At 71.4% G+C, this 26535-nt stretch carries 16 protein-coding genes; 9 read left to right on the top strand and 7 right to left on the bottom strand.

What is annotated here, in order from left to right; genetic code table 11:
* The first annotated feature begins 139 nt into the window (after positions 1 to 139).
* From CA12_RS19375 to CA12_RS19365, 3 genes are read left to right on the top strand one after another with little or no spacing between them, the layout of a single operon-like run.
* On the top strand, positions 140 to 1999 hold the full coding sequence (locus CA12_RS19375; RefSeq protein ID WP_242688037.1) for an ABC transporter permease: 1860 nt from the start codon (positions 140 to 142) through the stop codon (positions 1997 to 1999).
* Between the two features lie 58 nt (positions 2000 to 2057).
* Entirely contained in the window at positions 2058 to 3479 is a 1422-nt protein-coding gene (locus CA12_RS19370; RefSeq protein ID WP_145360783.1) for a CNNM domain-containing protein, read from the top strand.
* Positions 3476 to 4531 (top strand): DUF21 domain-containing protein, encoded by a 1056-nt coding sequence (locus tag CA12_RS19365; protein ID WP_165700872.1) that lies wholly within the window; start codon positions 3476 to 3478, stop codon positions 4529 to 4531. Before CA12_RS19370 ends, CA12_RS19365 begins: the two co-directional genes overlap by 4 nt.
* A 127-nt stretch (positions 4532 to 4658) precedes the next feature.
* On the opposite strand, the gene CA12_RS22280 is transcribed toward CA12_RS19365, so the two are convergent.
* Positions 4659 to 6155, bottom strand: a complete 1497-nt coding sequence (locus CA12_RS22280) for a hypothetical protein (RefSeq protein WP_165700871.1) — start codon at positions 6153 to 6155, stop codon at positions 4659 to 4661.
* A 396-nt stretch (positions 6156 to 6551) separates the two neighbouring features.
* Here CA12_RS22280 and CA12_RS22275 point away from each other — a divergent pair, with 396 nt between their 5' ends.
* Positions 6552 to 7997, top strand: a complete 1446-nt coding sequence (locus CA12_RS22275) for a pectate lyase (RefSeq protein ID WP_165700870.1) — start codon at positions 6552 to 6554, stop codon at positions 7995 to 7997.
* Between the two features lie 7 nt (positions 7998 to 8004).
* On the opposite strand, the gene holA is transcribed toward CA12_RS22275, so the two are convergent.
* The gene (holA, locus tag CA12_RS19355) at positions 8005 to 9012 is read right to left on the bottom strand and encodes a DNA polymerase III subunit delta (protein ID WP_145360781.1); all 1008 of its coding nucleotides are present in this window, start codon (positions 9010 to 9012) and stop codon (positions 8005 to 8007) included.
* 182 nt (positions 9013 to 9194) lie between these two features.
* Here holA and CA12_RS19350 point away from each other — a divergent pair, with 182 nt between their 5' ends.
* The gene (locus CA12_RS19350; protein ID WP_145360780.1) at positions 9195 to 10364 is read left to right on the top strand and encodes a phosphohexomutase domain-containing protein; all 1170 of its coding nucleotides are present in this window, start codon (positions 9195 to 9197) and stop codon (positions 10362 to 10364) included.
* A 10-nt stretch (positions 10365 to 10374) separates the two neighbouring features.
* On the opposite strand, the gene CA12_RS19345 is transcribed toward CA12_RS19350, so the two are convergent.
* The 3 genes from CA12_RS19345 to CA12_RS19335 form a co-directional block, all read right to left on the bottom strand.
* Positions 10375 to 11016 carry a PQQ-binding-like beta-propeller repeat protein gene (locus tag CA12_RS19345; protein ID WP_145360779.1) on the bottom strand — a complete coding sequence of 214 codons (642 nt, stop codon included), beginning with the start codon at positions 11014 to 11016 and terminating at the stop codon, positions 10375 to 10377.
* Positions 10971 to 11906, bottom strand: a complete 936-nt coding sequence (locus CA12_RS19340; RefSeq protein WP_145360778.1) for an outer membrane protein assembly factor BamB family protein — start codon at positions 11904 to 11906, stop codon at positions 10971 to 10973. Before CA12_RS19340 ends, CA12_RS19345 begins: the two co-directional genes overlap by 46 nt.
* A 121-nt stretch (positions 11907 to 12027) precedes the next feature.
* On the bottom strand, positions 12028 to 14709 hold the full coding sequence (locus tag CA12_RS19335; protein WP_145360777.1) for an ATP-dependent Clp protease ATP-binding subunit: 2682 nt from the start codon (positions 14707 to 14709) through the stop codon (positions 12028 to 12030).
* Between the two features lie 251 nt (positions 14710 to 14960).
* On the opposite strand from CA12_RS19335, the gene CA12_RS19330 reads away from it, so the two are divergent.
* From CA12_RS19330 to CA12_RS19315, 4 genes are all read left to right on the top strand, one after another.
* The gene (locus CA12_RS19330) at positions 14961 to 16013 is read left to right on the top strand and encodes a thiamine phosphate synthase (protein ID WP_145360776.1); all 1053 of its coding nucleotides are present in this window, start codon (positions 14961 to 14963) and stop codon (positions 16011 to 16013) included.
* Between the two features lie 69 nt (positions 16014 to 16082).
* Complete coding sequence (locus tag CA12_RS19325) at positions 16083 to 17468, top strand: DUF1552 domain-containing protein (RefSeq protein ID WP_145360775.1); 1386 nt, start codon at positions 16083 to 16085, stop codon at positions 17466 to 17468.
* Positions 17469 to 17723: 255 nt separating this feature from the next.
* Positions 17724 to 20513, top strand: coding sequence for a DUF1553 domain-containing protein (locus CA12_RS19320; RefSeq protein ID WP_145360774.1), 2790 nt, complete (start codon positions 17724 to 17726; stop codon positions 20511 to 20513).
* A 30-nt stretch (positions 20514 to 20543) separates the two neighbouring features.
* Positions 20544 to 21995: a DUF1501 domain-containing protein gene (locus CA12_RS19315; RefSeq protein WP_145360773.1), complete on the top strand. Its 1452-nt coding sequence runs from the start codon at positions 20544 to 20546 to the stop codon at positions 21993 to 21995.
* Positions 21996 to 22025: 30 nt separating this feature from the next.
* Here CA12_RS19315 and CA12_RS19310 read toward each other — a convergent pair whose 3' ends face one another.
* Positions 22026 to 24710 carry a hypothetical protein gene (locus CA12_RS19310; RefSeq protein ID WP_145360772.1) on the bottom strand — a complete coding sequence of 895 codons (2685 nt, stop codon included), beginning with the start codon at positions 24708 to 24710 and terminating at the stop codon, positions 22026 to 22028.
* 105 nt (positions 24711 to 24815) lie between these two features.
* Positions 24816 to 26522, bottom strand: a complete 1707-nt coding sequence (locus tag CA12_RS19305; protein ID WP_145360771.1) for a DUF4153 domain-containing protein — start codon at positions 26520 to 26522, stop codon at positions 24816 to 24818.
* Between the last annotated feature and the right edge of the window lie 13 nt (positions 26523 to 26535).

Raw genomic sequence — 26535 nt, 5'->3', positions numbered from 1 at the left:
GCCGGACTTGCCGAACGAGACCGCACCGCCGTCATCGGCGGTCGCGTCGGCAGAACCCTCCCCCGCCATCCGTTGCCAGTGCAACGAACGCAATCGTCAAACTCCCCCGGACCCGTCGCGGACGAAGCGTCCCCGCGGCGTGAATGCCGTTCGCCTGGCCGGCCGGCAGCGGAACGCCGCGGCGAAGGCTGCGGCGGACGCATGCGTCCCGGCCGGCCGGCGTTACACTTCGCCCGCCGCGTCCCTGCCCCGAGTCCCCGCGTTTCCGTTGCTCACCGGCCCGATCTTTCTCCGGGAGGCCCGCACCGCACCGCGGTCGGTTCGCCATTTCGTGCTCCGGGCGGGCTACGTGCTGGCGCTGTTCGTGCTGCTTTACACGGCGGAGAAGGCGCTGGTCGGCCTCACCGGCGATCTGTCCGCCGCCGGGCGGGCCCGCTTCGGGGCGCTGGCGTTTCAGTTGCTCGCCACGGTCCAACTGACGCTCTGCCTGTTCTTCGCCCTGCTGTTCGCGGCGGGGAACGTCGCCCAGGAAAAGGACCGCCGCACCCTCATCCTGTTGCTGATGACGGATCTGCGGAGCGTCGAACTGGTGCTCGGCAAGCTGGCCGCCAGTCTGCTGGGCGTGGCGGCGCTGATCGCCTGCGGGGCACCCGTGTTCTTTCTGCTGCGGCTCGCCGGTGGGGTGAGCGTGGAACAGATCGTCTGGTCCCTGGCCCTGTGCGCCGCGGCGTCGCTGGCGGCGGGGACGTGGGGCAGCCTGTGCGCCTTCTGGCGGGAGAAGACGTTCCAGAGCCTCGCCTTGGGCGTGTTGGGCCTCGTCGGCTGGCTTGCCGCCACGGAGGCCACGGTGCGACTCGCCGGGCCGGGGTCGGAAGTCGGCCGATGGGCGGCGGCGTTGAATCCGTTCCGGGGATTGCTCGGCCTGATGAATCCCGCGGCGGGGGCGGCGGACGGGGCGTTTTCCGGGCCGGCGACGGTCTCCGCGCTCGAACCGGTTGCGGCGATGACGCTGCTCGCGGCGGCTCTGGGCGGGGTGACGGTCTGGCGACTGCGGGCCTGGAACCCGACCCGGCACGTCAACATTCCGGCGGCGGAACCCAGCGGGGACGCCGTCATCGAGGAGGCCGCCGCGACCCGCCGCAGCGCCGTCCGGCCGGTCTGGGCGAACCCCGTGCTGTGGCGGGAGATTCGCACGCGGGCCTACGGGCGAAAGGCGATCTTCATCAAACTGGCCTTCGTGGCCCTGTGTGCGGCGGCGGCGTTCGCCCTGCCCGCCGCCGGCGGGGACGGCGGCGTCGGGGCGGCGGCGACGCTCACCGGACTGGGCCTGCTGGGCCTGATCCTCGTGAACGCCCAGGCAGTCACGGCGCTGACGACCGAACGGGACGGGAACACCCTCGAATTGCTGCTCGCCACGGACCTCTCGGCCCGGGAGTTCACCCTCGGCAAGCTGGGCGGCGTGCTGTTCAACACGAAGGAGGTGCTGCTCGCCCCGCTGATCCCCGCGGTCGTGCTGTTGGCGCGCGGGGCGTTGGGTGCGGAGGACTTCGTGTACCTCGTGCTGGGCTACGCCGTGCTGGCGGTGTTCTGCGCGGCGCTGGGCCTGCACGCGGCGGCGGGGCACGCCAGCAGTCGGCGCGCGATCGCCCACAGCCTCGGGACGGTCTTCTTTCTGAGCCTCGGCCTGGCGGTGTTCTGGTTGCTCCTCATCGAGGCCCGCAGCAACTTTTTCCTCCAGTTCCAGAGCTTTCTGCTGTTCATCGGCTTCGGATCGGTGTTGCTGCTGATCAGCTTCAACTGGAGCCAGCCCAGCAACGCGCTTTCCGCGGCGGCGTTCGTGCTGCCGTTCATGACGTTCTACGCGATCACCGCCTACCTGCTGAACGAACCGCTCGGCTGTCTGCTGGCGGTGGGGGCGGCGTACGGGTTCGCCGCGGCGGCGATGCTGGTGCCGGCCGTCAGCGAGTTCGGCGTGACGTTGGGCGGGGGCAAGGAGTGACCCGCCCCGCCCTGCTCCACGGGAGCCGGACCGCGGGTCCGGGCCGGGCACGCTGACGGTGCCGGACGCCTTCCCCCCCACGGCCCTGTGGCTGCCCGGCGGCCTCGTGATGCTGGCGCTCACGCTGGTCAGCGGGTTCTTCTCCGGCAGCGAGACCGCCCTGTTCTTCCTCTCGCCGGAGGATCAGCGCGAACTGGCCCGCGGCTCCGCCCCGCAGCGGGCGGCGGCCCGGCTGCTCGACCAGCCGGACCGGCTGCTCTCCGCGGTGCTGTTCTGGAACCTGCTGACGAACCTCACCTACTTCGTCGTCAGCGTCGTCGTCGCCGAGACGATGCTGCACGAGGGCTACGCGACCGCGGCGGGGATGATCGGGCTCGGCGGGCTCGCCAGCATCATTTTGCTCGGAGAGGTCCTTCCCAAAAGCGTCGCGGTGGCGGCGCCGAAAATGATCGCCGGCCTCGTCGCGCTGCCGCTGGGCCTGGCGGTGCGGGCCGTCGATCCGCTCTCGCCGCGGCTGGACGCTCTCACGCGGGCGCTGACCCGGACCTTCTGGCCGAAGCTGGAGACCGAGGAGTACCTCAGCGCCGACGACCTGGAGCATGCCGTCGAGGCCGCCACGGCGACGCGGGAACTCGCCGGGCCGGAGCGTCAGGTGCTGCGCAATGTGCTTGAGCTATCGGACGTCACCGCCGAGGAGATCATGCGACCGCGGGGCGCCTACCTCACGCTGCCGAGCCCGGTGCGGCGGTCGCACCTCGGCGGGCGGACGCCCGCCGGTGGGTTCGTCGCGGTCGTGGACCCGGAGGGACCGCCGGAGGACGGGGCTCCGCCGCCCAACCCCTCCGCGGCGGACGCCCAGCGGGTGCTGATCTTGGACTCCGCCTCGTCGGCGCTCGGCCCGAACCCCAACGATCCCGACCCGCGGCTGGACGGCCGGGCGGTGCCCCTGCCGTTTCTGCCGTGGTGCGCCTCCGCGGCGGCGGCCTGGGCGCTGCTGGCCGAAACCGGCCGCCCCGCAGCGGGGGTGGTGAATGAATACGGCGAGGTCGTCGGGGTCGTGACCTTTGACGATGTGGTCGACGCCGTGCTGCGTCCGGACGCCAGCCGCGCTCGTCGCCTGCTGCGGAGCGATCCGATTCGGCTGTGTCCGCAGTCCGCCGACGAGCCGCCGCGCTGGGAGGTCGCCGGTCTGACGACGCTCCGCTACCTCCTCAAACGACTGGACCTGCCGGACGATTTGGAGGAGACCGACCCCGTCACCGTCACCGGCCTGCTGTTGGAAGAACTGGAACAGCTCCCGGAGCCCGGCGACGGCTGCGAATGGCACGGCCTGCGGTTGACGGTCGAGGCGGTCGAGGGCTCGGACGTGCGGCAGGTGCGAGTCGAACGGATCGCCGATTACCCGCCGGCGGAGGTCGGGCGCGAACGGTCGGGGCGGGACCGCGGCCGCGGCGCATCCGGGCGGGGGGGGAACGCATGACGGTCGTCCTCCTGACCGCCGCGGGGTTGTTCGTCTTCGGGGTCTACATGTCCGCCCAGTTCAGCGGGGCGGAGACGGCGTTCTACCGGATCTCCACGCTCCGGCTGAGCTTTCACGCCGCCGCCGGCAAGCGGCGGGCGGCCCGCATGCTGCGGTTCGCGGAGGACCCGGCCCGGTTCGTCGCCACGCTGCTGATCGGCAACAACGTGGCGAACTATCTCACGACGGCGGCCGTCGGCGTGGCGGTGGCGGCCGTCACCACGCCCGGCGGCGGCGGGGCGACGGAGGTCGTCGCCACCTGGCTGATCAGCCCGGTCGTCTTCGTCTGCGGCGAACTGCTGCCCAAGCGGCTGTGCTATCTGGCTCCGTCGCATTTCCTCGGTCGGCAAAGCTCGTTTCTGCTGGCGATCTTTTGGGTCGCGGCCCCGGTCGCCATTCCCCTCGCCGGGTTGGCCCGTCTGTTGGAACGCGACGGTGCGAGCAACTCCCGCCGGGTCGGCGGCGTGCTGGGCCGCGGGCGCCTGATCGAGGTGCTGGACGAGGGCCACCGGGCCGGGCTGCTGACGGACGTGCAGGACCGGTTGACGGAAAACGTGCTGCACGCCGCCCCCGGCCCGGCGCGCGATCGGGCCGCCCCGCCGGAACGGGCCGTTTCGCTACCGCTGGACTGCACCCGTGCGGAACTGCTGGCGAAGGCCGCCGCGTTGGGCGTCCGCGAGATTCTGCTCACCGCGGTCGACCTCGGGGCCGTCGGGCACGGGACGAACGGCAGCGCGGCGCACCGGCATGAAGCGAACCGGGACTCCGTCCGCTTCGTCGGCTACGTCCGCGCCGTGGACGTCGCCGTGGGCGACGGTCCGCCGCGGGACTGGCTCCGTACGCTGCCGCGGATCTCGGAGGGGGCCACCCGACTGGAAGCGTTGGCGGAACTTCGCCGCGAAGGCGACGCCGTCGGCCTGCTGGTCTCCCGTCCGGAGACGGGCGAGAACGCCCCCGTCATCGGCGTTCTGCACGAACGCGGACTGCTGCGCGAGTTGTTCGGCCGGGTGTGAATCGAGCCGGGCCTGACTCGAGCCCGGCCGGGGCGCTTGCTTCTGATTTGAGCCCCGCGCAACGACAAACGGCGGCGGGATGGCCCCGCCGCCGTCGTTCTCTCCAGTGGTTCGCCCCGGCGGCGCCCTACAGGGCGTGGGAGGTGAGGGCCACGATCGGCAGGGCCGGGCCGGCGGCTTCCCAGCGGCGGGCGGCGTCCACCTGCGGCACCCGACCGGCGGCGCCGATCAGCGTCGGGGCGTCGCTCGCGGTCGTCGCCGTGTCGGCGGCCGGGCGGCGGACCGGTTCGCTCTTCCCGGCGGGGGGAGCGGCGATCGTCGGCCGGGCGGCCATCCGTTCGTCGTTCGCCCCGCGGCTGCGGGCGGCCAGCTTCAGGGCGGCGAGCCGTTCGCGGTCGGCGTCCGTCAACATCCGTACCTTCGGGGCCGGGTCGTGCACCGGCCGGCTCACGCGGCGGGAGCCGCGGCTCGGCAGGTTGTAGGAGGTCTTCGTGTCGTCAAAGTCCTTCGCCTCGTCCCGCTTGTACTTTTCGCTGGAGGCGTCGGCGGAGCGGGTCGGCACGCTGTCGAAGCCCGAATCCGTCTCCGGCCGCAGTGCCGTCGCGGTGGTGCCGCGGCCGGACAGGTACGCCACGGCAACCGGATCGGTGCTGGGCAGGTAGTTGTAGACCGTGCGGCTCCGCTCCTGGTACTCGGTGACCGGCTTCATCGCGGTGACCTGCTGGTCTTCCCAGACCACTTCCTGCACCGCGACCTGCCGCTTCTTGATCACCGGAACCATCGTCGTGACCTGGTAGGTCTGCGGCACGTTGGTCACCTCGGCCACCTGGCTGTGGGTCGTCACGTTGCAGGCCATCTGCTGCGGGACGTACTGCCGCTGGGTGGTGTACTTGGGGGTGAAGGCGCTGCGGACGTTGTACCCGAAGCGATTCAGCGAGCCGGCGAAGCCCGGCCGCGGATCGTACTGGCAGGGGCTCATCTTGGGGTTGGCGATCCGGCGGGTCTGCCAGTAGCCGGCGTCCTTCACCACGGTCTGCGTATTGGCGACCGGGCGGTAGTTCACCTGCTGCGCCATGGCGGTGCGGGTTTCGGTCTGGGGCATCATCTCGGTGAATTCCCGTTCCTCGTACCGCGTGACGGTCCGGGGCCGCTTCACCGTTTCCTGCACGGAGACGTACTTCGTGACCGGCACGCGGTCGGTGACCTGCCGGGGCACGGCCACCATCTTCGGCGGCTCGCAGATCGCCACGGTCTGGACCTGCTGAACCGGCACGCACTCCACGGCGGCCGTCTGGTAGATCGGCGTGCAGCTGTCCACGGTGGTGTAGCTGCCCCCGTAGGCGCTGGCGTAGGAGGCCGGGGCGTAGGACGCCGTCGAGTAGGAGCTGTAATAGGAGGGCGAGGCGCTCGCGGTGGAGCACCCGCACCCGCTCCCGCCGCCGTAGCCGCTGTCGTAGAACTGGGCCGGGGCGGTCGGCGCCAGTACGGCGCCGAGCGCTGCGGAGAGCAGCCCGGCGAGCAGGCGGGGGCGGACGTTCGTCGGGCGGACGATCGTCGGGCGGACGATCGTCGGGAGAACGGGGGCCGGGGCGCGGCGGAGCCGCGGGTTCGGACGCGAAGTCATCGCACCTGTTCCGTGAGGAGGTCTGCGCAGACGGCGGCGCAACGGGGCCGGCCGGGAAACGCGGACGAATCGGTTGTCGCAGGGGGAGATGCGGCCCCGCACAGCAGCGGGAACGCGGGGCAGTCGCGCGGCGGGGTGGAGAGGTCCCCTGCCCGCTCGCCCTCGCTTCCGTGGCGGCGTGAGCCGCTCGGGAAGCTGCGGGCGCGGGGCGTGCCGCGTCGGGGGCGGGTGGTAGATCAGTCCGCATTGGCCGGTCAACGGGTTTTCCGTCGGAATCCCGAAATCGACTCAAGCCGCCGCCGGCTCCGTCCGACGCGGTCCCGTTTGCCCGCCGCCGGAGCGGGGCGGATGTTGGCTCCCACGTTCCCCCGACGCCGCCTTCCCCGCACCCTGCCGATGCCCGCCCGACGCCTCGCCCTCCTCCTGCTCGCGGCGCTGGGGAGCCCGTCGCCGAGCTCGGCGTTCGTCGACGAGCCGTCGCGGAGCGAGACGATCGCCGCCCTCAGCCGGGCCGGCCGGTTTTACGCGGACGAAATCGCCGTCCGCGGCGGGTACGTCTACTTCACGGAGTTGGACGGCGGCCGTCGCTGGGGCGAAGGCGAAGCGACGCCCACACAAATCTGGGTGCAGCCGCCGGCCACGCCAACTGTGGGCGAGGCGTTCCTCGCCGCCCACGAGGCGACCGGCGACCCCGCCCACCTCGCCGCCGCGACCGCCGCCGGCGAGGCGCTGACGTACGGCCAACTGCAGTCCGGCGGTTGGACGAACAAAATCGACTTCGACCCGAACGGCGACCCCGGCGCCTACCGCCGCGGCCGCGGTCGCGGGAAGAACAACTCCTCCCTCGACGACGGTCAGACGCCCGCAGCCCTGCGCTTGTTGATGCGCCTCGACGCCGCCCACGCCGGCGGGCACGCGGGGATCGCCGAGGCGGCCCGGTCGGGGCTGGACGCCCTCCTCACCGCCCAACTTTCCGGCGGCGGCTTCCCGCAGGTCTGGGACGGTCCGACGACCGACGGGCCGCCGCTGCGGGCGTCGTCGCCGGGGGACTGGCGAGAACTGCCGCGGATCAAGGCGTATTGGGACCTGCCCACGCTGAACGACGGCCTCGCCGGACAGGTCGTCGCCACGCTGCTGTCGGCCCGGCAGCTTTACGAAACCCGCGATCCGGCGCTCGCCGAACGGGCCGACGCCGCGGCCCGCCGGTTCGGCGACTTCCTCATCCGGGCCCAGTTGCCCGCCCCGCAGCCGGGGTGGGCGCAGCAGTACGACGAGTCCATGCGGCCGGCGTGGGCCCGGGTGTTCGAACCGCCCGCCGTCGCCGCGTCCGAGTCTCAGGACGTCATCGAAGCGCTGCTCGCCCTGCACGCGGCGACGGACGAGGTGCGGTTCCTCGATCCGATTCATGCGGCCCTGGATTATCTCGAACGCAGCGCCCTGCCGGACGGGCGGTTGCCGCGGTATCTCGAACTCGGCACGAATCGCCCGCTGTACATGGAGCGTCGCGGCCGGGAGTACCGGCCGACCTACGACGACGCCGACCTGCCCAGCCACTACGGCTGGAAGGGGGAGAGCCAAGTCGACGCCCTGCGTGAGCGTCTGGCCGAGGCCCGTGCCGGCCGTGAGCCGTCGCGGCCCAGTTCGTCGAACCGCGCGGCGGCGGCGCGAGCGGCGATCGACGCGTTGGATGCGGACGGACGCTGGGTGGAGGTGTCCGACGGCGGCCCGTTGCTCGGGCAGGCGAAGATTCCCGCCGGGCGCCGTTACGTCGCCAGCGCGACGTTCGCCGAGCACATGACCGCCCTCGCCGCGTCCCTGCGGGCGGACGCGGCGCCCGAATGACGCCGCCTCAGCGGGACGGCGGGGCGAGTTGGATCAGCAGGCGTTCCAGCACCGTGCGATCCGGCAACGCGGAGCCGCCGCGGAGGGCGCCGTCCGCCTCCAGCAGCAAACCGCGGAAGCGTTCCGCCCGCTTCCGGCCGAGCCGTCGGAGGTACTGCTCCGTTTCGCCCCGCTCCTTCGGAAACACGCCGGCCGTCGCCAGCGCCCGCGACAGGTTGCCGTCGCCGGCGGACAGGTCCACCGCCGTGGCGATCTTTCGCAGCACGAAGCTCATCCCGCCGAGGATCTTGAACGGCGCCTCCCCGGCCAGCAGCAGTTTGTCGAGTTCCGCCAGCGCCCGGCCCACATTGCCGCGGCGGACCTCCGCGAGCATCTCGAAGGTGTTCTTCACCGAGCCGTCCATTACCAGCGCGGCGACGTCCTCCGCCGTGACCGCCTTGGGATCGCGGTCCGCGGCGAAGGCGCACAGCTTGCCGAGTTCCTGTTCCAACAGGCCCAGATCCGTGCCGGCGAGCGTCACCATCAACTCCGCCGCGTCGCGGGCCAGGGCGGTGTCGTGCTCCGCCTTCGCCACGCCCACGAGGTACGCCGCCGCCTTCGCCCCCTTTAGTTCCGAGCATTCGAGCGTGAGGCCGGATTTGGCGACGGCCTTCGCCAGCCGCGTCGTCTTCAACCACTTCGAGACCTCCAGAATCAGCACGCTGCCGGCGGCCGGGGCCGCGACGTAGCGTTCCAAGCCGGCCCGATGGTCGGTGACAAACCCGTCCGCCGCCCCCACCACCACGATGCGGGCGGAGGCGAACATGGAAACGGTCCGCAGTTCGTCCAGCGCCGAGGCGAGGTCGGCCGTCACCCCGTCCAGGCGCGTCGGTTCGTCGTCGTCCCCCAGCACGGCCGCGGCGATCCGATCGACGCACCGCCGGGCCAGCAGGCGCTGGTCGCCGTGCACCGCGACCACCGGCGGCACGTCCGCCGCGGCGAGACCGGATTGCTTGAGGAACTCGGCGGCGTGCATGGAACTCCTGAAGAAAAGGCGAGCGGTGGGCGTCAGCCCCCCGTCTTCTCCCCCGGAACCGAGCGGTCGAAGGGGGCCGGACCACAGCCAGTATCGGCTCGCGCTGCCGGACGTGCTATGTGATCCCCGCCGGCCCGGACACGGAGGGCTGACGCCCACCGCTCGCCTTGGCGCTCGCACGAATGCTCCGCTGTCCGACCGCCGCCGCGCCGATCTCCCGCGGGACGCATCTCGCCCGGTTGGCCTCGGGGTGGGCGGAGTGCGCGGGCTGCCCGCACGCCGCGGAGCTTGCGGGAGCCTCGCCGACGTTGCGTCGCCGGTTGGAACGCCGACCCCGGGGTGAACGTCCCGATCCGTTCGGCGGCGTGGCGGGAGCCGACTTCAGCCCTGAAGAGGCTGGTGCCCTCGCCGCCCGCTTCGCGGCGACGCTGCCGCCGCGGGCGGCGGTCGTGCTGGGCCGGGACGAACGGGCGACGCACGCCCCCTTCCTCCCCGTCGTCGCCGCGGTGCTCCGTCATGCCGGCTGCGACGTGCTGCACCTCGGCGAGGCGCTGGAGCCGACGATACGGTTCGCCGTGCGGAAGACCGGCGCGGCGGGCGGTCTGTGGCTCGCCGCCCCCGACCGCCCGGCGGGACACGCCGGTCTGATCCCCCTCGCCGCCGGCGGCCGGCCGCTGACGGACGCGGAGGCCGCGGCGGTGTTGTCGAACGAGCCGCGCATCGACCGTCAAACCGGCATCGAACGCGGCTGCGGGGCGGCGGCGGAGCACGAGGCGTCGCTGTGGCCCGCTTTCCGCACGCTCTCGGCACTACGGATCAGGTTGGCGAGCCCCTCCACCGCCGTTCGCACCCGCTTCGACCGCCTGTTCGCCGCCCTGCCGGATGATCTGCGAACGGTCGCCGTCTCTCCGGACGCCCACTCGGGAGACCTGCTGGAGACAATGCGGGAGTCCCTAGGAGACATTCGACTCTTTGTTGACTCCTCCTCGGCCCGCTGCCGGGAGTTCGCGGCGGACGGTACGCCGGTTCCGTGGACGGAAACGGTACGGACGCTGGCCGCCGACGCGGTGCGGCGGGCGTCGAAGAAGCCGGCCGCCCCGACGGTCGCGCTCGCGGCGGAGTTGGCGGATGACTTGCGATTGAAGATCGCCGCGGCCGGCGGTCGGGTGCGGGAGGTCGAGGACACGCCCGCGGCCCTGTGGACGGCGGTGGAAGACGGCTGCACGCTGGCCGCCGGTACGGCCGACCGGGCCGTCTTCGCAACCCCGCACGGTCCGGCGGCTGACGCCGCCCTCGTTCTGGCCGCCCTGCTGCGGTCTGCGGCGACCGCCCCGGGTCACCGGGCTCGCTGAATACTGGCGGTCAGTCGCCCCTAGGCCCGGTGCCGCCGCCCGCCAACGCCCGCGGCGGCTTCAGCTTCCACATGAAGTTTCCTTCGGCGACGTAGACCCCGTCCTCCGTCGGCAGCGGCGTGCCGTAGTGAATGCCCAACTCATAGCTGCCGATGCAGCGGGGGGCCTCCGCCGTCGCCTCGAAGACGTACAGCCCGTCGTCGATCGGCACATACAATAGGTCGTCATGCACGACCGGGGAGGCGTAGAGCGCGGCGTACCCGAAGAATCCGGCACGCCACCGTTCCGCGCCGGTCGCTCGATCGGCCGCTCCCAGCACGCCGAGCTTGCCGAGCGTGAAGACGGCGTCGTCCGTCACCGCGACCGACGCCTGCGTGCCGTCGAATGACGCATCGCCGCGGCCCCGTCCGCCGAGTTCGACGCTGTCGGGGTCGTACGTCCACCGGACGGACGGATTGAGGCCGTCCGCGTCGGTCTCGACCGCGAAGACCGGCATCGGCAGTTGGCCGTGCGTCTCATACTTCTGGCACAGCCCCACGAAGATCGTCCGCCCCGCCACCACCGGGCGGCCGTAATACAGGTTTCGTTCCTCCGTCCCGCTGCGGATCATGTCGTCCGACCGCGGCGGGCCGCCGAGGTCGATCGACCACAACTCCCGCCCGTCGTCGGCTCGAAGGCGTACAGCTTGCCGTCGCCGGCGGGGAATAGAACCTTCGCCTCTGGTCCCTCCCCCAGCACGGCGGGCGAGCCGAAGGAGCCCAGCGCCACGTTTTCTCCCGGCACGGAGGTCGACCAGACGATCGCCCCGTCCGCCAGCCGCACTGCCACGAACGATGGGGCGGCGGGGTTTGCGACGGTCCCGTCTGGATGCGTCCCCTGCATCGTCCCGCAGAAGACGAGGTCGCCCTGCGCCGCCGTCGACAGGATCACCGGCGAACTGAGCGGGTTGCCCATCCCAGCGTCCTCCCGCTTGAACACGCCGTGGTCGGCGACGAAGTCGATCTCCCAGACGATGTCTCCGTCCGATGCGCCGGTGCGGGTCTCGTCGGTAACAGGGCCGTCGTTCTCGCCGTCGCGGAAGCCGGCGAGGTCCAGACAGACCAGCGACCCGCGGTTGCTGAAATAGCAGACCCGATCCCCCTGCACCGCCGGGCGGGACCGGATCGGGCTGGCCGGCACGTCGTTGAACCGCCAGTCCAAGCGGGGGTGAAAGTGTCGCCAGACCAGCGTGCCGTCGGCGGCGTCGAGGCAGGCCATCACGCCGCCGTCGACAGGGAAGCGGGCGCTCCAGTCCGGATCGCTGTTCGTGCCGACCAACAGGCGGTCGCCCGCGAGAACCGGATCCCCGCACAGCGACCCGACCGCCCCCGGCGGCGACTGCCAGATCGCCGGCGGGGGCGAGGTCGCCCGGGACGGCCGCCGCGGGTGGACGACCCAGGTCGGATGCCCGCCCTCCTCGGCCCACACCGGCGTTTCCCCCGGCGCTGGCGGGGCCGCCGCCTGCATCAAACACAACGAGAGGAGGAGTGGGGAGGCGGGCATCGCCTCAGCGTACCCGGCCGAACCGACGACTGGCCGCGGTGGGGATTCAGGACCGCGCACGACGCCGCCCGGCACGCGGGGCGTGCCGGGCGGCGGGAACGGTCAGCGGCGGGGGCGGGGACTATTCGTCGCCGTCCTCGGCGTCCGGCGTGTAGCTCTCCGTGTCGTCGTCGCCCACAGTGGCGGCGACGAGCTTCTCTTCGTCGTCGGAGGCGGCCTTTTCGTCCTGCTCGGTCGTCGCCTTTCCGGCACCCTTTTTCCGGGGCAGGTTCGGCTTGGCGACCGTGCGGCCGGTGAAGTCGAGCCGCTTCTTCGCGTCCTTGGCGTCGGCATCCTCGCCCTCCAGCGGCACGGCGTCCACGAGGATCGAGTTGTGACCCTCGAAGGCCCCGCGGAGCAGCTCCTCGGAGAGCGGGTCCTCGATGTACTGCTCCACGCTGCGACGCAGCGGGCGGGCGCCGTACTCGGTATTGGAGCCCTTATCGATGACGAACTCGCGGGCGGCGTCCGTCATTTCGAGAGCCAGGCCGCGTTCGCCGAGGCGTTCGCGAACCTTGGACAGTTCGATGTCGACGATGTGCTTCAAATTCTCCCGGTTCAGTTCGCGGAAGACGATCACGTCGTCCAAACGGCCGATGAACTCCGGCTTGAAGGCGGCCTCGACGTCGTGGAGCAGGCGTTCCTTCATCTTCTCGTAGGAGGCGTCCTCGTCGCCCTGCTTGGAGAAGCCGAAGCCGGCCCCGCTGGCGATTGATTTGGCGCCGACGTTCGTGGTCATGATGAGGACCACGTTCTTGAAGTCGATCTTGCGGCCGAAGCTGTCCGTGAGGTGCCCCTCCTCCATGATCTGGAGGAGCATGTTGAACACGTCCGGGTGGGCCTTCTCGATCTCGTCGAGCAGCACGACGGCGTAGGGTCGGCGGCGGATCTTCTCCGTGAGCTGGCCGCCCTCCTCGTAGCCGACGTAGCCCGGGGGGGCGCCGATCAGGCGGGAGACGTTGTGCTTCTCCATGTACTCGGACATGTCAATCTGGATCAGCGCGTCGTCCTCGCCGAACAGGAACTCCGCCAGCGTCTTGGCGAGCAAGGTCTTGCCCACGCCGGTGGGGCCGGCGAACAGGAAGATGCCCGTGGGCCGCTTCGGGTCCTTCAGGCCGCTGCGGGAGCGGCGGATCGCCTTGGAGACCTGCTTCACCGCCTCCTTCTGGGAGACGACGGTTTCGTGCAGTTCGTCCTCCATGGCGAGCAGCCGGACGGCGTCCTCGCTGGAGAGGCGGGTCAGCGGGATGCCGGTCATCTTGGCGACGACCTCGGCGATCACGTCCTCGTCAACGGTGCCGTCGGTCTGCTGGGACTGCTCCTTCCACTCCTCAGTGGCGGTCTCCTTCTTCTGCTTGACCTGATCCGCCTGATCCCGGAGGGCGGCGGCCTTTTCGAAGTCCTGATTGGCGACCGCCTCTTCCTTGGCGGCGTTCAGGCGTTCGATCTCCGCATCGAGGTCCTTCAGGTCCGGCGGGCGGACCATGGACTTGAGCCGGATGCGGGCGCCGGCCTCGTCGATCACGTCGATCGCCTTGTCCGGCAGGGCCCGCTCGGAGATGTACCGCGTGCTGAACTCGACGGCGGCTTCGAGGGCGGCGTCGGTGATCTCGACGCGGTGGTGCTTCTCGTAGCGCTCGCGGAGGCCGCGGAGGATCTCCACGGCCTGCTCCGGGCTGGGCGGCTCGACGTTGACCTTCTGGAACCGGCGTTCCAGGGCGGAGTCCTTCTCGATGTACTTGCGGTACTCGTCCAGCGTGGTGGCGCCGATGCACTGCAATTCGCCGCGGGAGAGAGCCGGCTTGAGCACGTTGCTGGCGTCGATGGCCCCCTCGGCGCCGCCGGCGCCGACCAGCGTGTGCAGCTCGTCGATGAACAGGATGATGTTCTTAGCCCGGCGGACCTCGTTCATCACGGCCTTGATCCGCTCCTCGAACTGGCCGCGGTACTTCGTGCCGGCGACCATCATGGCGAGGTCCAGCACGACGATGCGGCGCTCGCGGAGCAGGTCCGGCACGTTGCCCTCGACGACCATCTGGGCGAAGCCCTCGACGATGGCCGTTTTGCCGACGCCCGCCTCGCCCAGCAGGACGGGGTTGTTCTTCTGGCGGCGGCAGAGCACCTGAGTGATGCGCTCGATCTCGTTGGCGCGGCCGATGACCGGATCAAGCTTGCCCTGCTTGGCCAGCTCGGTGAGGTCGCGGCCGAAGCTGTCGAGGGCGGGGGTCTTGCTCTTGCCGGTCCGCTTGCCGCGTTCGCCCTTGGAGGAGGCCCCTGCCCGCCCGCCGCGGCCGCCGCCTTCCTCGTCCTCCTCGCCCCCTTCCAGGCCGTGTCCGAGCAGGTTGAGAACCTCCTCGCGGACGTCCTCGAGCTTCAGGCCGAGGTTCATCAGCACCTGGGCGGCGACGCCCTCCTGCTCGCGGAGCAGGCCGAGGAGCAGGTGTTCGGTGCCGACGTAGTTGTGGTTGAGGTTGCGGGCCTCCTCCATCGCGTACTCGATCACCTTCTTGGCCCGCGGGGTCTGCGGGAGCTTGCCCATCGTGACCATGTCCGGGCCGGACTGGACGATCTTCTCTACTTCCAGCCGGATGCCGCGGAGGTCGACGTCAAGGTTCTTCAGGACGTTGGCGGCGACGCCGGAGCCCTCTTTGACGAGGCCCAGGAGAATGTGTTCGGTGCCGATGTACTCGTGGTTGAACCGCTGGGCTTCCTGATTCGCCAGCTGCATGACCTTGCGGGCGCGGTCCGTAAAGCGTTCGTACATAGCGGGGCTGAGTCTATTTCGTGTCGGTCGGTGCGATACGTCCGCCGCGGGGCGGGAGCCGACGCCCCGGGGGGAGCGAACGGGCGGACAGCAGATTGTAGGCGACGACCGCGAGGCGGACCGGCGGAAAGTCGACCGACGCTCTCGGGAGGGGGCAGGAGGGGGCCAAGACTCTAGAATGCCCGGCCCCCCCTCACAACCGCCCCGACCGTCACCTCCCCGTCGTCATCTCCCGTCCCGTCGCCCGCAACATGCCCCCGGACCCCGCCGCCCTGCGCCTGCTGGACGCCGCCGAGAACCGGGCCCGGGAGGGCTTACGCGTGCTGGAGGACCACGCCCGGTTCGTGCTGGACGACGCGGCGCTGACGGCCAAGTTGAAGTCCGTCCGCCACGCGCTCGCCACGGCCCTGCCGGTCGGGCGGGAGGCCCGTTGCGCCGCCCGCGAAACCGCCGGCGACGTGGGCACGGCTTTGAGCGAGCCGACGGAGCGTTCCCGTCCCGACGCCGCGAGCGTGCTTGCGGCCAATGCGGCCCGGGTGCAGGAGGGCCTGCGCAGCCTTGAGGAGTGGTCGAAGATCGACGCTCCGGAGCGGGCCGCGGCCTTCGAACAACTCCGCTACCGCGTCTACACGATCGAAAAACGCCTGCTCGCGGCGACCGCTCGGCCGTCGCTGGGGGCGTGGCGGGTCTATCTGTTGCTCACCCGCTCCGCCTGCCGGCGGCCGTGGGCGGACGTGCTGCGTGCCGCCTGCGAAGCCGGGGCCGGGCCGATTCAGGTTCGGGAGAAGGATTTGACCGACCGGGAATCGCTGGCTCACCTCCAGGAGGTACGGGCGATCACGGCCGCGGCGGGCGTGCCGCTGATCGTCAACGACCGGCCGGACCTCGCCCGGCTGTGCGGCGCCGACGGCGTGCACCTCGGCACAGACGACCTGCCGATCGAACCCGTGCGGGCGATGCTGGGCGAGCGGGCGCTGATCGGCGCCTCCACCCATCGCCCGGAGGACGCGACGGCGGCCCTGGCGGCGGGGGCGGACCACCTCGGCGTCGGTCCGTGTTTTCCCTCGGACACTAAGGCCTTCCAAGCCTTCCCGGGGACAGATTACCTTCGATGGGCGGCCGCGAACGTGACGGCCCCGTGGTTCGCCATCGGCGGGATTGACGCTGGCACGGTAGAGCGAGCCGCCGCGGCGGGGGCGGGTCGAATCGCTGTCTGCGGGGCGATCTGCGGGGCGGACGATCCGGGCGCCGCGACGGCCGAACTGATGGCGTCGCTGACGGACGCATCTCCACGGACCGATTGATCCGTTACACTGGAATCCCCGCCCGGCCCTCACGGCCGACTCGCCCGCCCCACGTTCCCCCGGTTTGCCATGGCCGCTCCGCTCCCGCGTCGCACGTTTCTCCGCGGGGCCGGGGCCGCCTTGGCGCTGCCCTGGCTGGGGGCGATGAACCCGGCACTGGGCGGCTACCGCGAACCGACCGGCGGACGACTGGCGACGCCGCCGCTGCGGTCGGCGTTCCTGTTCAAGCCGAACGGCATGCGTCCGGACCAGTGGACGCCCGAGGGCGACGGCGAGCAATACGAACTCTCCCCGCTGCTCAAACCATTAGCGGGGGTGAAGGGCGACTTCTCCGTGTTGGAGAACCTCTGGAACGAGCAGGCCGTCGGCCGCAACGGGCACTGGCCGAAGATCCCGGCGTATCTGTCGGGCGGCTACGTCGTGCGGACCAGCGGCCGGGACCTCGACATCGGCGGTCAGACCGCTGACCAGCTCCTCGCCCAGGAACTTGGCGACCGCACCCCCCTGCCCAGCCTGGAATTGGGCGTCGACGAGGCCTACAGCGGCGTCGACAACATCGGCGGCGGCTTCACCCGCATCTACGGCTCCCACATCGCCTGGCGGGACCGGCACACGCCGGTGCCGAAGGAGATCGTGCCGCGGCTGGCGTTCGACCGCCTGTTTCGCAGCGGCCCCAAGACTCCCCCGGTCAGCGGCTTCACGACCAGGCAACAGGCCGTCACCGACAGCCTCGCCACGGACGACACCTCCGTCCTCGACCTCGTCCTGGACGACGCCAAGGACCTCCGCCGCAAAGTCGGCGTGGAAGACCGGGCGAAGCTGGACGAATACCTCGCCAGCGTGCGAAGCGTGGAAACCCGCATTGAAAACGCCCTCAAGCCGCAGAAACGCTGGATCAACGAGGGCCGGTTCGACGTCCCCCGCCCCGGCCCCGGCATCCCGGAGGACTTCACCGAACACACCCGGCTGATGCTGGACGTGCTCGTGCTCGCGTTCTGGACGGACACCACCCGCGTGGCCACCTACATGTTCGGCAACGCTCAGACCGGGCGGAACTTCTCCTTCCTCGACGGCGTGAGCGGCTCCTACCACTCGCTCTCGCACCACAAGAACGAGCCAAAGGGGATCGCCACGTACGTGAAAATCAACGCCTGGCACTCGGTTCAACTGGCCTACCTGTTGGAGAAGATGAAGGGGCTCAAAGAGGCCGACGGCACCCTGCTGGACCATTCGCAGATCCTGTTCGGCTGCACGATCAAGGACGGCAACGCCCACCAGGAGCACGACCTGCCGATCCTGCTGGCCGGCGGCGGCAACGGGGCCTATCGGCCCGGCCGGCGGGTGCGGTTCGAGAAGGACACCCCGCTGTGCAACGTGCTGCTCCGCATGCTCCAGACGGCCGGCGTGGAGCGGGACGCCTTCGGCGACAGCACCGCCGTCGCCCAGAACCTGTAGCGGGCGGTTCCGCGGGGCGCCTGCCCCGCTTGATTGCCGGCGACGGACGGCGTTCTCCGGGGTGAGAGCGGCCGGCACGACGGCGGAAGGGAACGCTGCGCTGTCGCAGGCGTCACACTTCGGGAGGAACCCCCGCCGAGGTCGGCGGGGGCTCCCCTGGAGAGGCTCTACACCGCAGACTTCCCATGGTACACTTCAGGCCCCGCCGATGCGTCCGTGCATCGCACTGCCTGCCTCCACCGACTGGGACCCCGCATGCCCCGCACCGCGCTTGCGCTGGGACTGACACTCGTCGCCGCAGGGAGCGGAGGGACTGCGGAGGCGGCGAATCCGGCCGAGGTGGAGTTCTTCGAAACGAAGATCCGGCCGGTCCTCATTGAGCGGTGTCTGGCGTGTCACGGGGCGGAGTCGGACCCGCCGGACGGCAATCTGCGGCTGGATCTGAAGGCCGGGTGGCAGGCCGGCGGGGACAGCGGCCCGGCCCTCACGCCGGGCGACCCGAACGGCAGCGTGCTGATGGAGGCGCTGCGGTACGAAACCTACGAGATGCCGCCGGACGAAAAGCTGCCGGCTCACATCATTAAGGACTTCGAGACGTGGATCGCCGGCGGGGCGGTCGATCCCCGAGAGGGGACGTTGGACGCCCCGGCCGAGGTCCCCGCCGCGACCGTCGAAGCCGACGGCTGGGCGTATCAGACGCCTGTCGCCGAGCCGATCCCGGCGGTGCAGGACGAGGCGTGGCCCCACACGCCGGTCGATCGTTTCCTGCTGGCGAAGGCGGAGGCCGCCGGCCTCGCCCCCGCCGCGGACGCCGCCCCGGAGGTCGCCTTCCGCCGGTTGCACTTCGACCTCAGCGGCCTGCCGCCCTCCCCGGAGCGGCTGGCGGCATTCGTCGAGGACCCCAGCGAGCGGAACTGGGCCGCGGCGGTCGATCGCCTGCTCGCCTCGCCCCGGTTCGGGCAGACATGGGGGCGTCACTGGCTGGACGTCGCCCGCTACGCGGACACCAACGGCAGCGACTTCAACGCGACCTGGCCGGACGCCTGGCGCTACCGCGACTACGTCATCGATTCGTTCAATGAGGATCGGCCCTACGACCGTTTCCTCACGGAGCAGATCGCCGGCGACCTGCTGCCGGCGGAGACGGACGAGCAGCGGACCCGGCAGACCGTCGCCACCGGCTTTCTCGCCCTGGGCACGAAGATGCTCTCGGAGCGGGACAAGGTGAAGCTGACGATGGACGTCGCCGACGACCAGCTCGATACCGTCGGCCGGGCGGCGTTGGGGCTGACGCTGGGCTGCGCCCGTTGTCACGACCATAAGTTCGACCCGATCCCCACCCGCGATTACTACGCCCTGGCCGGCATCTTCGCGTCGACGAAGACGCTGGACGGGGAGATTCAGCAGTACGTCTCCGACTTCGTCCGCGTCCCGCTGCCGGAGGACCCGGCGGCGACGGAGGCCCGGGAGGCGCACGAGGCCCTCGTCACCGAGGCCGAAGCCGCGGTGAAAGAGGCGAAGGCGGCGCTGAAGGGCCTCGACCTGTTCCCCGCCGGGGCAGTGGTCGTGGATGACGAAGCGGCGACAACGGTCGGCGAGTGGCGGCAGAGCACGTATTCCAAGCCGTTCCACGGTCGTGGATATCTCGTGGCCGAAGGGGACGGCGCTACCGCCACGTTCGCCGCGGAACTGCCCGCCGCCGGGCTGTGGGAGGCGCGACTGCTCTACGCCGCCTCCGCGGGCCGCGCCTCCAACGTTCTGGTTCACTTCCAGTCCCCGAACGGCGAATCGGAGACGATCGTCGATCAGCGGACGCCCGGCGCCGCGCCCGGTCCCTCGGCGCTGGTGGGCGAGTTCGACGCCCCCACCAAAGGGGCACAGGTCGCCGTGGTCGTGAAGAACGAGGGCGCCGACGGCTTCGTCCTCGCCGACGCGGTCGTCTTCGTCCCCGTTGGCAGCGAGGCCGGGGCCGATCCCGCCGCGGTGGAAGCGGCCCAGGCCGCGGTCGAACAGGCGGAATCGCGTCTCAAGGATCTGAAAGAGAACGCTCCGCCCTCGGCGCCCACGGCGTTCGGCGTGACGGAACTGCCCGAGGACGAGATCGGCGACACCGCGATCCGCATCCGTGGCGAGGCCCGGCAGGAGGGCGACGTGGTGCCGCGCGGCTTCCTTTCGGCCTGCGGCGGCGGTCCGGCGGAGATCAAAGCCGGCAGCGGGCGTCTCGAATTGGCCCGGTGGATCACCCAGTCGGAACACCCGTTGACCGCCCGGGTGTTCGTGAACCGCGTGTGGGCCCACCTGTTCGGCCGCGGGATCGTGGCGACGCCGGACAACTTCGGCGCCCTCGGCGCCCCGCCGACGCACCCCGAACTACTGGACCGCCTCGCGGTCGAGTTCGTGGAGGACGGCTGGCGGATCAAGCCGCTGGTGCGTCGCCTGGTGATGAGCCGCACCTACCGGCTCTCCTCCGTGCATCCAGACGCCGCGGCCGCCGACCCGAACAACGAACTGTTCGCCCGGGCGAATCGCCGCCGTCTCACCGCGGAGGCGCTGCGGGACACGACGCTGCACCTCGCCGGACTGTTGGAGGAGGCGCCGCCGAACGACTCGCCGGTCGCCGGCCAGCCGAATATCGCCAAGGCGATCCCGGTGGACGACCTCATGGTCCGCAGCATCTACCTGCCGCTGGTTCGGAACGAACTGCCGGACGGGCTGGCCGTGTTCGACTTCCCGGATACGGAGATGGTCGTCGGCGACCGCCCGACGACGAACGGTCCGGCTCAGAGCCTGTTCCTGTTGAACGCCCCCCAGGTCCGCAAGCGGGCCGCGGCGACGGCGGATCGGTTCCTGATCGGCTCCGGCACGATCGAGGAGCGGCTGCGGGCGCTGTACGGGGCGGCCCTCTCCCGCGAGGTGACGGCGGAGGAACTCCCCCGGCTCATCGCTTATTTGGAGGCCGCCGCCGACCGCGACGGGGAGCAGGCCGCCTGGAGCGACCTGGTGCACGTGCTGTTCTGCTCCGCCGAATTCCGCTTCCTCGACTAACCCGTTCCCTCCCCTCTCCCCCAGAAACGCATGCACGCCCGCGATCCGCACGCCTGTCATGACTTCGCCCCGGCGAGGACCCGCCGAGACGCGCTGCGCACGCTGGGGGCCGGCTTCGGCTCGCTGGCGCTGGGGGGCATGTGCGCCGACCTGTCCGCCGCCGAGGCCGTCGCCGGACCGATCGCGGCGGGCTCGCGGACGCATCACCCCGCCAAGGCCAAGCGGGTGATCTTCCTGTTCATGCACGGCGGCCCCGCCCAGATGGACACCTTCGAGGAGAAGCCCCGGCTCTCGAAGGACGACGGCAAGAAGCTGCCGCCGCGGCCCGGCGCCCTGAAGTTCAACGACGCCAGCTCGACCCTGCTGGGCAGCCCCTGGAAGTTCCGGAAGTACGGCCAGTGCGGCAAAGCCGTCAGCGAGCTGTTCCCCCACGTCGCGCAACATGTGGACGAGATCGCCTTTCTCCACGGCATGCACAGCCGCGGGCAGAGTCACGGGCAGGCGGTCTGCATGCTGCACACCGGCAGCGACAACCTCCCCCGCCCCAGCGTCGGCTCCTGGGTGAGCTACGGCCTCGGCACGGAGAACCGCGACCTGCCCTCGTTCATCTCGCTGGCCCCGCCATCGAATCACGGCGGCCCGCGGAACTACGGGCCGGCGTTCCTGCCGGCGGAGCACCAGGCCACCGCGATCGGCCGGGCGGGCAACCTGGGGTCCGGCTCGGTGCAGCATCTCGCCCCGCCGAAGAGCCTGTCGGAGCAGCGCCGGGCAGATCAGCTCGAACTGCTGGCGGACCTTAACGCGGACTACTCCGGCCGCATCGAGGCGGTCGCCGGCGCGGAGGATCCCGCGGTCGAGGGGGCGATCCGCGGGTTCGAACTGGCCCACCGCATGGCCGGCGTCGCTCCGGAGGCGCTCGATCTGTCCCGGGAGACGAAGGAGACGCAGGCCCTGTACGGCGTGGGCGAGAAGCCGACGGACGGCTTCGCCAAACAGTGCCTGCTGGCCCGCCGGTTGTGCGAGGCCGGCGTGCGGTACGTGCAGGTCTCCACCGGCTACAGCTGGGACCAGCACGGCAACCTCAAGAAAGGCCACGCGGACAACGCCGCCAAGGTGGACCAGCCGATCGCCGCCCTGCTGGCGGACCTGAAACGCCGCGGCCTGCTGGAGGACACGCTGGTCGTGTGGGGCGGCGAGTTCGGCCGCACCGCGACGGCTCAGGGCAAGGACGGCCGCGACCACAACCCCAGCGGCTTCACCATGTGGATGGCCGGCGGCGGGGCGAAGGGCGGCGTCTGCCACGGCTCCACCGACGAGTTCGGCGCCTACGCCGAGACCGGCCGCACCCACATGCACGATCTGCACGCCACGATGCTGCATCTCCTCGGTCTGGACCACGAACGCCTCACCTACCGTCACGCCGGCCGCGACTTTCGTCTGACCGACGTCGCCGGCCGCGTGGTGCGCGAGGTGATCGCCTGAGCCGCGCCGGCTCGGGCCGTCCGGCCGGCGTCACGCCTCGGACGGCATCTCGGCGTCCTCCGGAGGCGGTTCGGTTTCGATGTGCGGCGGCAGTTGTCGCAGGTAGAACGGCGCGACGAAGTCGGGGCAGCGCCGGATCATGAAGCTCCTCACCTGCCAGCGGAGCGGGCGGTCGAACAGGTTCTCCGGGCCGAGGCGGAGCGGCTGCACCGCGGGGGGAGCCGTCTCCGTTGCCTCATGCATGAAGTACTGACCCGCGAAAGTCGCCACGCGGCCGGGCTCGGCCATCACGCCGAGGCTGACCCACGCGTAGTCCGGCGGCGATTCGCCGAAGCCCTGGACGGCGGCGTAGCCGCGATTGCGGTCCCACGGAAAGGGCAGATAGCCCACGTACCCGGGCACGGAGCGGTCGTCCGGTTGGAACAGGAGCATCGAGCCGCCGGTCGCCGCGGTGAACTCCGCCGGTAGGTCGGACGGCCCCGTCCAAACGCCGGGCCCAACACCGACGCCGACCGCCCGGCCCATCTCGTCGCCCTGGGCGTCGATGTGCACGACCATGTTGAACGCGAAGGGCTCCGGCAGTTTCGCCAGCAGGCTGAGATACGGGGCGGACCCGCGGTCGGAGCCGTACAGGTCGACCGATCCCCGTTTGTCGACCGCGTCCTCCGCGTCGCCCGGCGTGACGCGGAACCAAGATGCCCCGCACCGCCACCCGGCGAGAGCCTCGCCCAGGACCGGCCCCACCGTCTTCCCCTGATAGAGCGAGTCCAGCAGCGAAAGCGTTTGCTCCACGTCTACCAGCCAGTCCCGCTGGAGCGGGTCGTCCCCCGCCGCGGCCCGCACGGCGGCGACGTCCTCTTTGAGGGCACGGACCTCATCGTGGGTCAGGATCGGGGCGTCCGGGTGCACTTTCTCGGCGAGCCGGGCGGCCTGCTCCGCGGCCTCGCCCTCGGCGGCGGCGAGCGGCCCCGCCACGAACGCCCGCCGATACCCATCGAGGACCGGCCGCAGCTGGATCGGGTCGAAATCCGAATCCGGCCAGAGCTTGAGCACGGCCAACTGCCGGTCCGGCATGCCCTCGTCGGCGAGCGATCGGCTCAACCCGCCGACGCGTTTCGCCCACCGCCCGTAGGAGCCGTCGATCGGCAGGCCGCCCTCCTCGTACTCATTGGTCAGAAAGTCGGCGTAGGCGGCCAGCGTCTTGCGCCACGGCCCGGGGGGCGGCGGCCCGTAGCCGTCCGCGAGGTCGTCGGCGACGGCCCGCACCATCTCCAACCCCAGCCGGGGCGTGTCGGTCTCCCGCAGGTCGTCCCGCAGGCAGGACTGCGCCAGTTCGATCATTTCCTGGTGCGATCCGCCCCACCGCGGCAGCAGGCCGTACTGGATCGAGGAGTAGGCGGACTCGAAATCGACCTGGGCGGCGACGGCCTCCGCAAACCAGAGCCGCTCGTCCACGGGGGACCCGCCGCCGCGGGAGACCCGCTGCAGGAGCGTCGGGGCGACGGGGAGATTCGGGTGGGCGAGCCAGGCCGCGTGGCCGTGCCGGCCGGCGGCGGTCCCGAACCGGTGCAGGCCCTCCCAACCCTCCTCAGTGACTTCGGAGGCGACCTCGCCGCCGCGGGCTTCGAACCCCGCCTCCGAGAGCATCCCGCAGAGCACGGCGTGGAAGGCGTACGGATCGCCCCCGTCGGCGGCGCCGTCGGACAGGGCCGCGGCGAGGGCCAGTCGCGGCGGGTCGTCGGCCGGGCCGTTGGCCGGGAACCGGCAAATCACTTCCCAGGCGTTGTGGTAAAGAAACCTGGGCAGTTGAGGGCGGGCGGCGACGGCCTCCGGCGTCACGCTCGCCGCGAACGTCCGCAGGCCGTCGGCCGTCGCCGCGACCCGCTTCGACACGCTGAAAGCGTTCGCCGCTTCGGCGTCCTCGTCGTCGGCAAACCCCGCCGCCTCCGCGGTGGCCGCTCCGAGAAGCGCCCACAGGCTGGCCCGAAAGCGGAGGGCGCCGGGAACGCTTTCGTCGGACGCCGCGGCGTCCGCGGCGCGGACGAGTTCCGCCAAGTCTGCGACGCGCAGCGCCCCCGGCTCCGCCGCCCGCACCGTATGGAGGCCGATCAAGGCCTGCAGAACCGCCTCCTCCGTGCCAGCCTGCCGCAGAGCGTCGACCGCTTCGTCGAACTGATCCGCCGTCTCCCGCTTGTCGCATCCCAGCGTCCGGGCCATCGCCCGTAGCGTCTCCGTCTCGTCCTCGCGAAGGCCGTGCGATTCGGCGAGGGTGTCGATCTCCTCCATCCAGATCGCCAGCGACCGCTCGCAGTAGCGGTCCTGCGTGTGACTCCGTTCCATCGGCCGGTCGGCGTCCTCCAGCGAAGCGAGGTCGAGAGGCGGCAGGCTCAGCGGCCCGGCTTCCCCCTCCAAGGAGAAGCGGGTCGCCGCGAACCCCCCTTCCCTCAGTCGGCGGATCTCCTGAACAAATTCGGCGTCGCTCTCTGCGAGAGGCTCCTCCCAACGCCGGTGCAACTCCATCAGGCTGGGCGCGGTGAAGTTCCACCGCTGCGCCGCCTCCTCCGCCTCAGCTTCCACCTCGGCGGGCGACGTCTCGTTCGCGTTTCCTTCCTGCGAAGCCAAGGTCGGGACGGCGGGGGCGGCCTCCGGCTGACAGCCGATCGGGACCAGCAGCCCGGCGGTCGCCGCGACCCCCAATAAGCGAAGCGAACGCATGCTGACAGTTCCGGGCAGGAGGGCGAGGCGAACCGGCCGAACCTATCGCCCGCGGCAAGCCGCCGCGACGTTCCCCGGATCGCTCCCGCGCATCCCCCGCGGCCCTCACCACCACCGCATGCCATAGTCGGCCAACTTCTCCGCGGCCTCGGCGGCGTTGCGGTCGGCGAGCAGTTCCCCAATGCGGTCACGGTTGCGGGCGAGCATCCGGCGGAACTGCACTTCGGCGAGTTGAAAGCGGCCGAGGCGGCCCGGCGGCCCGGAACGCTCTGTCGCGGGGGGAATCGAACCGCGGGTGCGGTAGGCAGACAGGGGACGGTCGAGGGCGTCGACGGCCAGCGTCATTCGCCCCGCGACGCCGCGGGCGATCGTGGGGTTCTTGTTGTGCAGCAACGGTTCCAGGGCGAGCAGGCCGCCGAGGTCGATCTCGTGATTGCCGATCAGCGCTAGTGGGGCGGGGTCGCCGCCGCTCACCCGGCCGGCGTTGTAGGAGTGGGCGATCCAGTCGATCGGGGCCAGCAGGCCGAGGAGGACCACCAGTGCCGCGATCCGCAGTTGCCGGCGGACCAGCCAGGCGAAGCCGCGGTCCCGGGCGATCTTCGCGACCACCGCCGCAAACCCGCCGGCGACCGCGGCGATCCCGAGGAAGCCCACGACCCGCAGGCGGGACAGCCCGTTGAAGTCGACGTAGATCAGCAGGCGGTTGCAGACCGCGGCGACTAACAGGAAGTTCAACCCGCTCCAGATCCAGGCCAGCCGTCGAACCCGGTCCGCCCGCGGGTCGGCCAGCAGCGAGCCGCGGAACAGCGCCGACAGTAGCGCCGTCGCCGTCGCCAGCGCGACCGTCAGCCACGCGGCGCCTTCGTGGGCGTAGCCGGCGTAGTAGAAGCCCGCCGGAAAGTCGCGGCGCCACAGCGTGAGGAACTCGAACGGCAGGTAGGCGGCGAACACCCCGACCACCACCAGCAGCGTGTTCCGCACCGCCGGGTAGGCGATCGACTCCGCCGGGGCGCTCGCCCGTCGCCGGTCCCGCTCCCGGTCTTCCAGCGTCGCCAGCGGGTCGAGCAGCGACTCCCGCACCAGCGGCCGCAGCAGGCCCAGCGCCGCCCCGCCGACGAACACCCACAGGAACGTCTGCCCCGGACCGGGCACGATCCAGCGGATCGCGTCGCCGAACCGCGCGGAGACCCGGGCCGCCCACTCGCCCACCGTCGCCTTCAGGTCCGGGTTCGCCAGCAGGAACAGGCCGGCGAACGCCAGCCCCGCCGCGACCGGCAGCAGGACGCTCCACGGCCGGGCGGCGTGGCGGGTTCCTTCGTCGGAGCCCGCCGACGGGGGGACGTCGGGTCCGCTCTTCCGATCGGACTCCCGCCGGAGCAGGTGGCGACTGTTCAGAACCGCGGCCGCGGCGGCGGGGAGGGTTTGAAGCCAGAGGACGGCCACGTCCAACGTCCACACCCGCCGCCCGCTGCGGGTCAGGGCGAGCGCCGCGAGCAGCACGACGCCCGCGAGAACCGCCCCGCCCCAGCCCAGCCAGGCGAGCCGGGCGGCCGTCAGAACCAGCAGCCCGGCGACTATGGCGAACCCCCGCCAGTTCGCCCCGCGGAAGGGCGACCCGAGGGCGATCAGCGGCACGCAGCCCAGCAGGAACAGCCCGGCCGAGGCGTACCCGCCGGTCCGATAGATCAGCAGGTCGAACAGCGTCACCGCCGCGAGGGCCGCCAACGGTTCCCGCAGCGTCGCCGGCGGATCGGGGGCGACGGCGGGCGGCGGGTCCGCGAACGGATCGACTGGTTCTTCGGCGGAGGACATCGGCGCTTTCCGG

This window comes from Alienimonas californiensis (assembly GCF_007743815.1).
GTDB classification, from domain to species: Bacteria; Planctomycetota; Planctomycetia; order Planctomycetales; family Planctomycetaceae; genus Alienimonas; species Alienimonas californiensis.
Note: the sequence above shows the minus strand (reverse complement) of the source record. Positions and strands in the feature narration are given on the sequence as shown.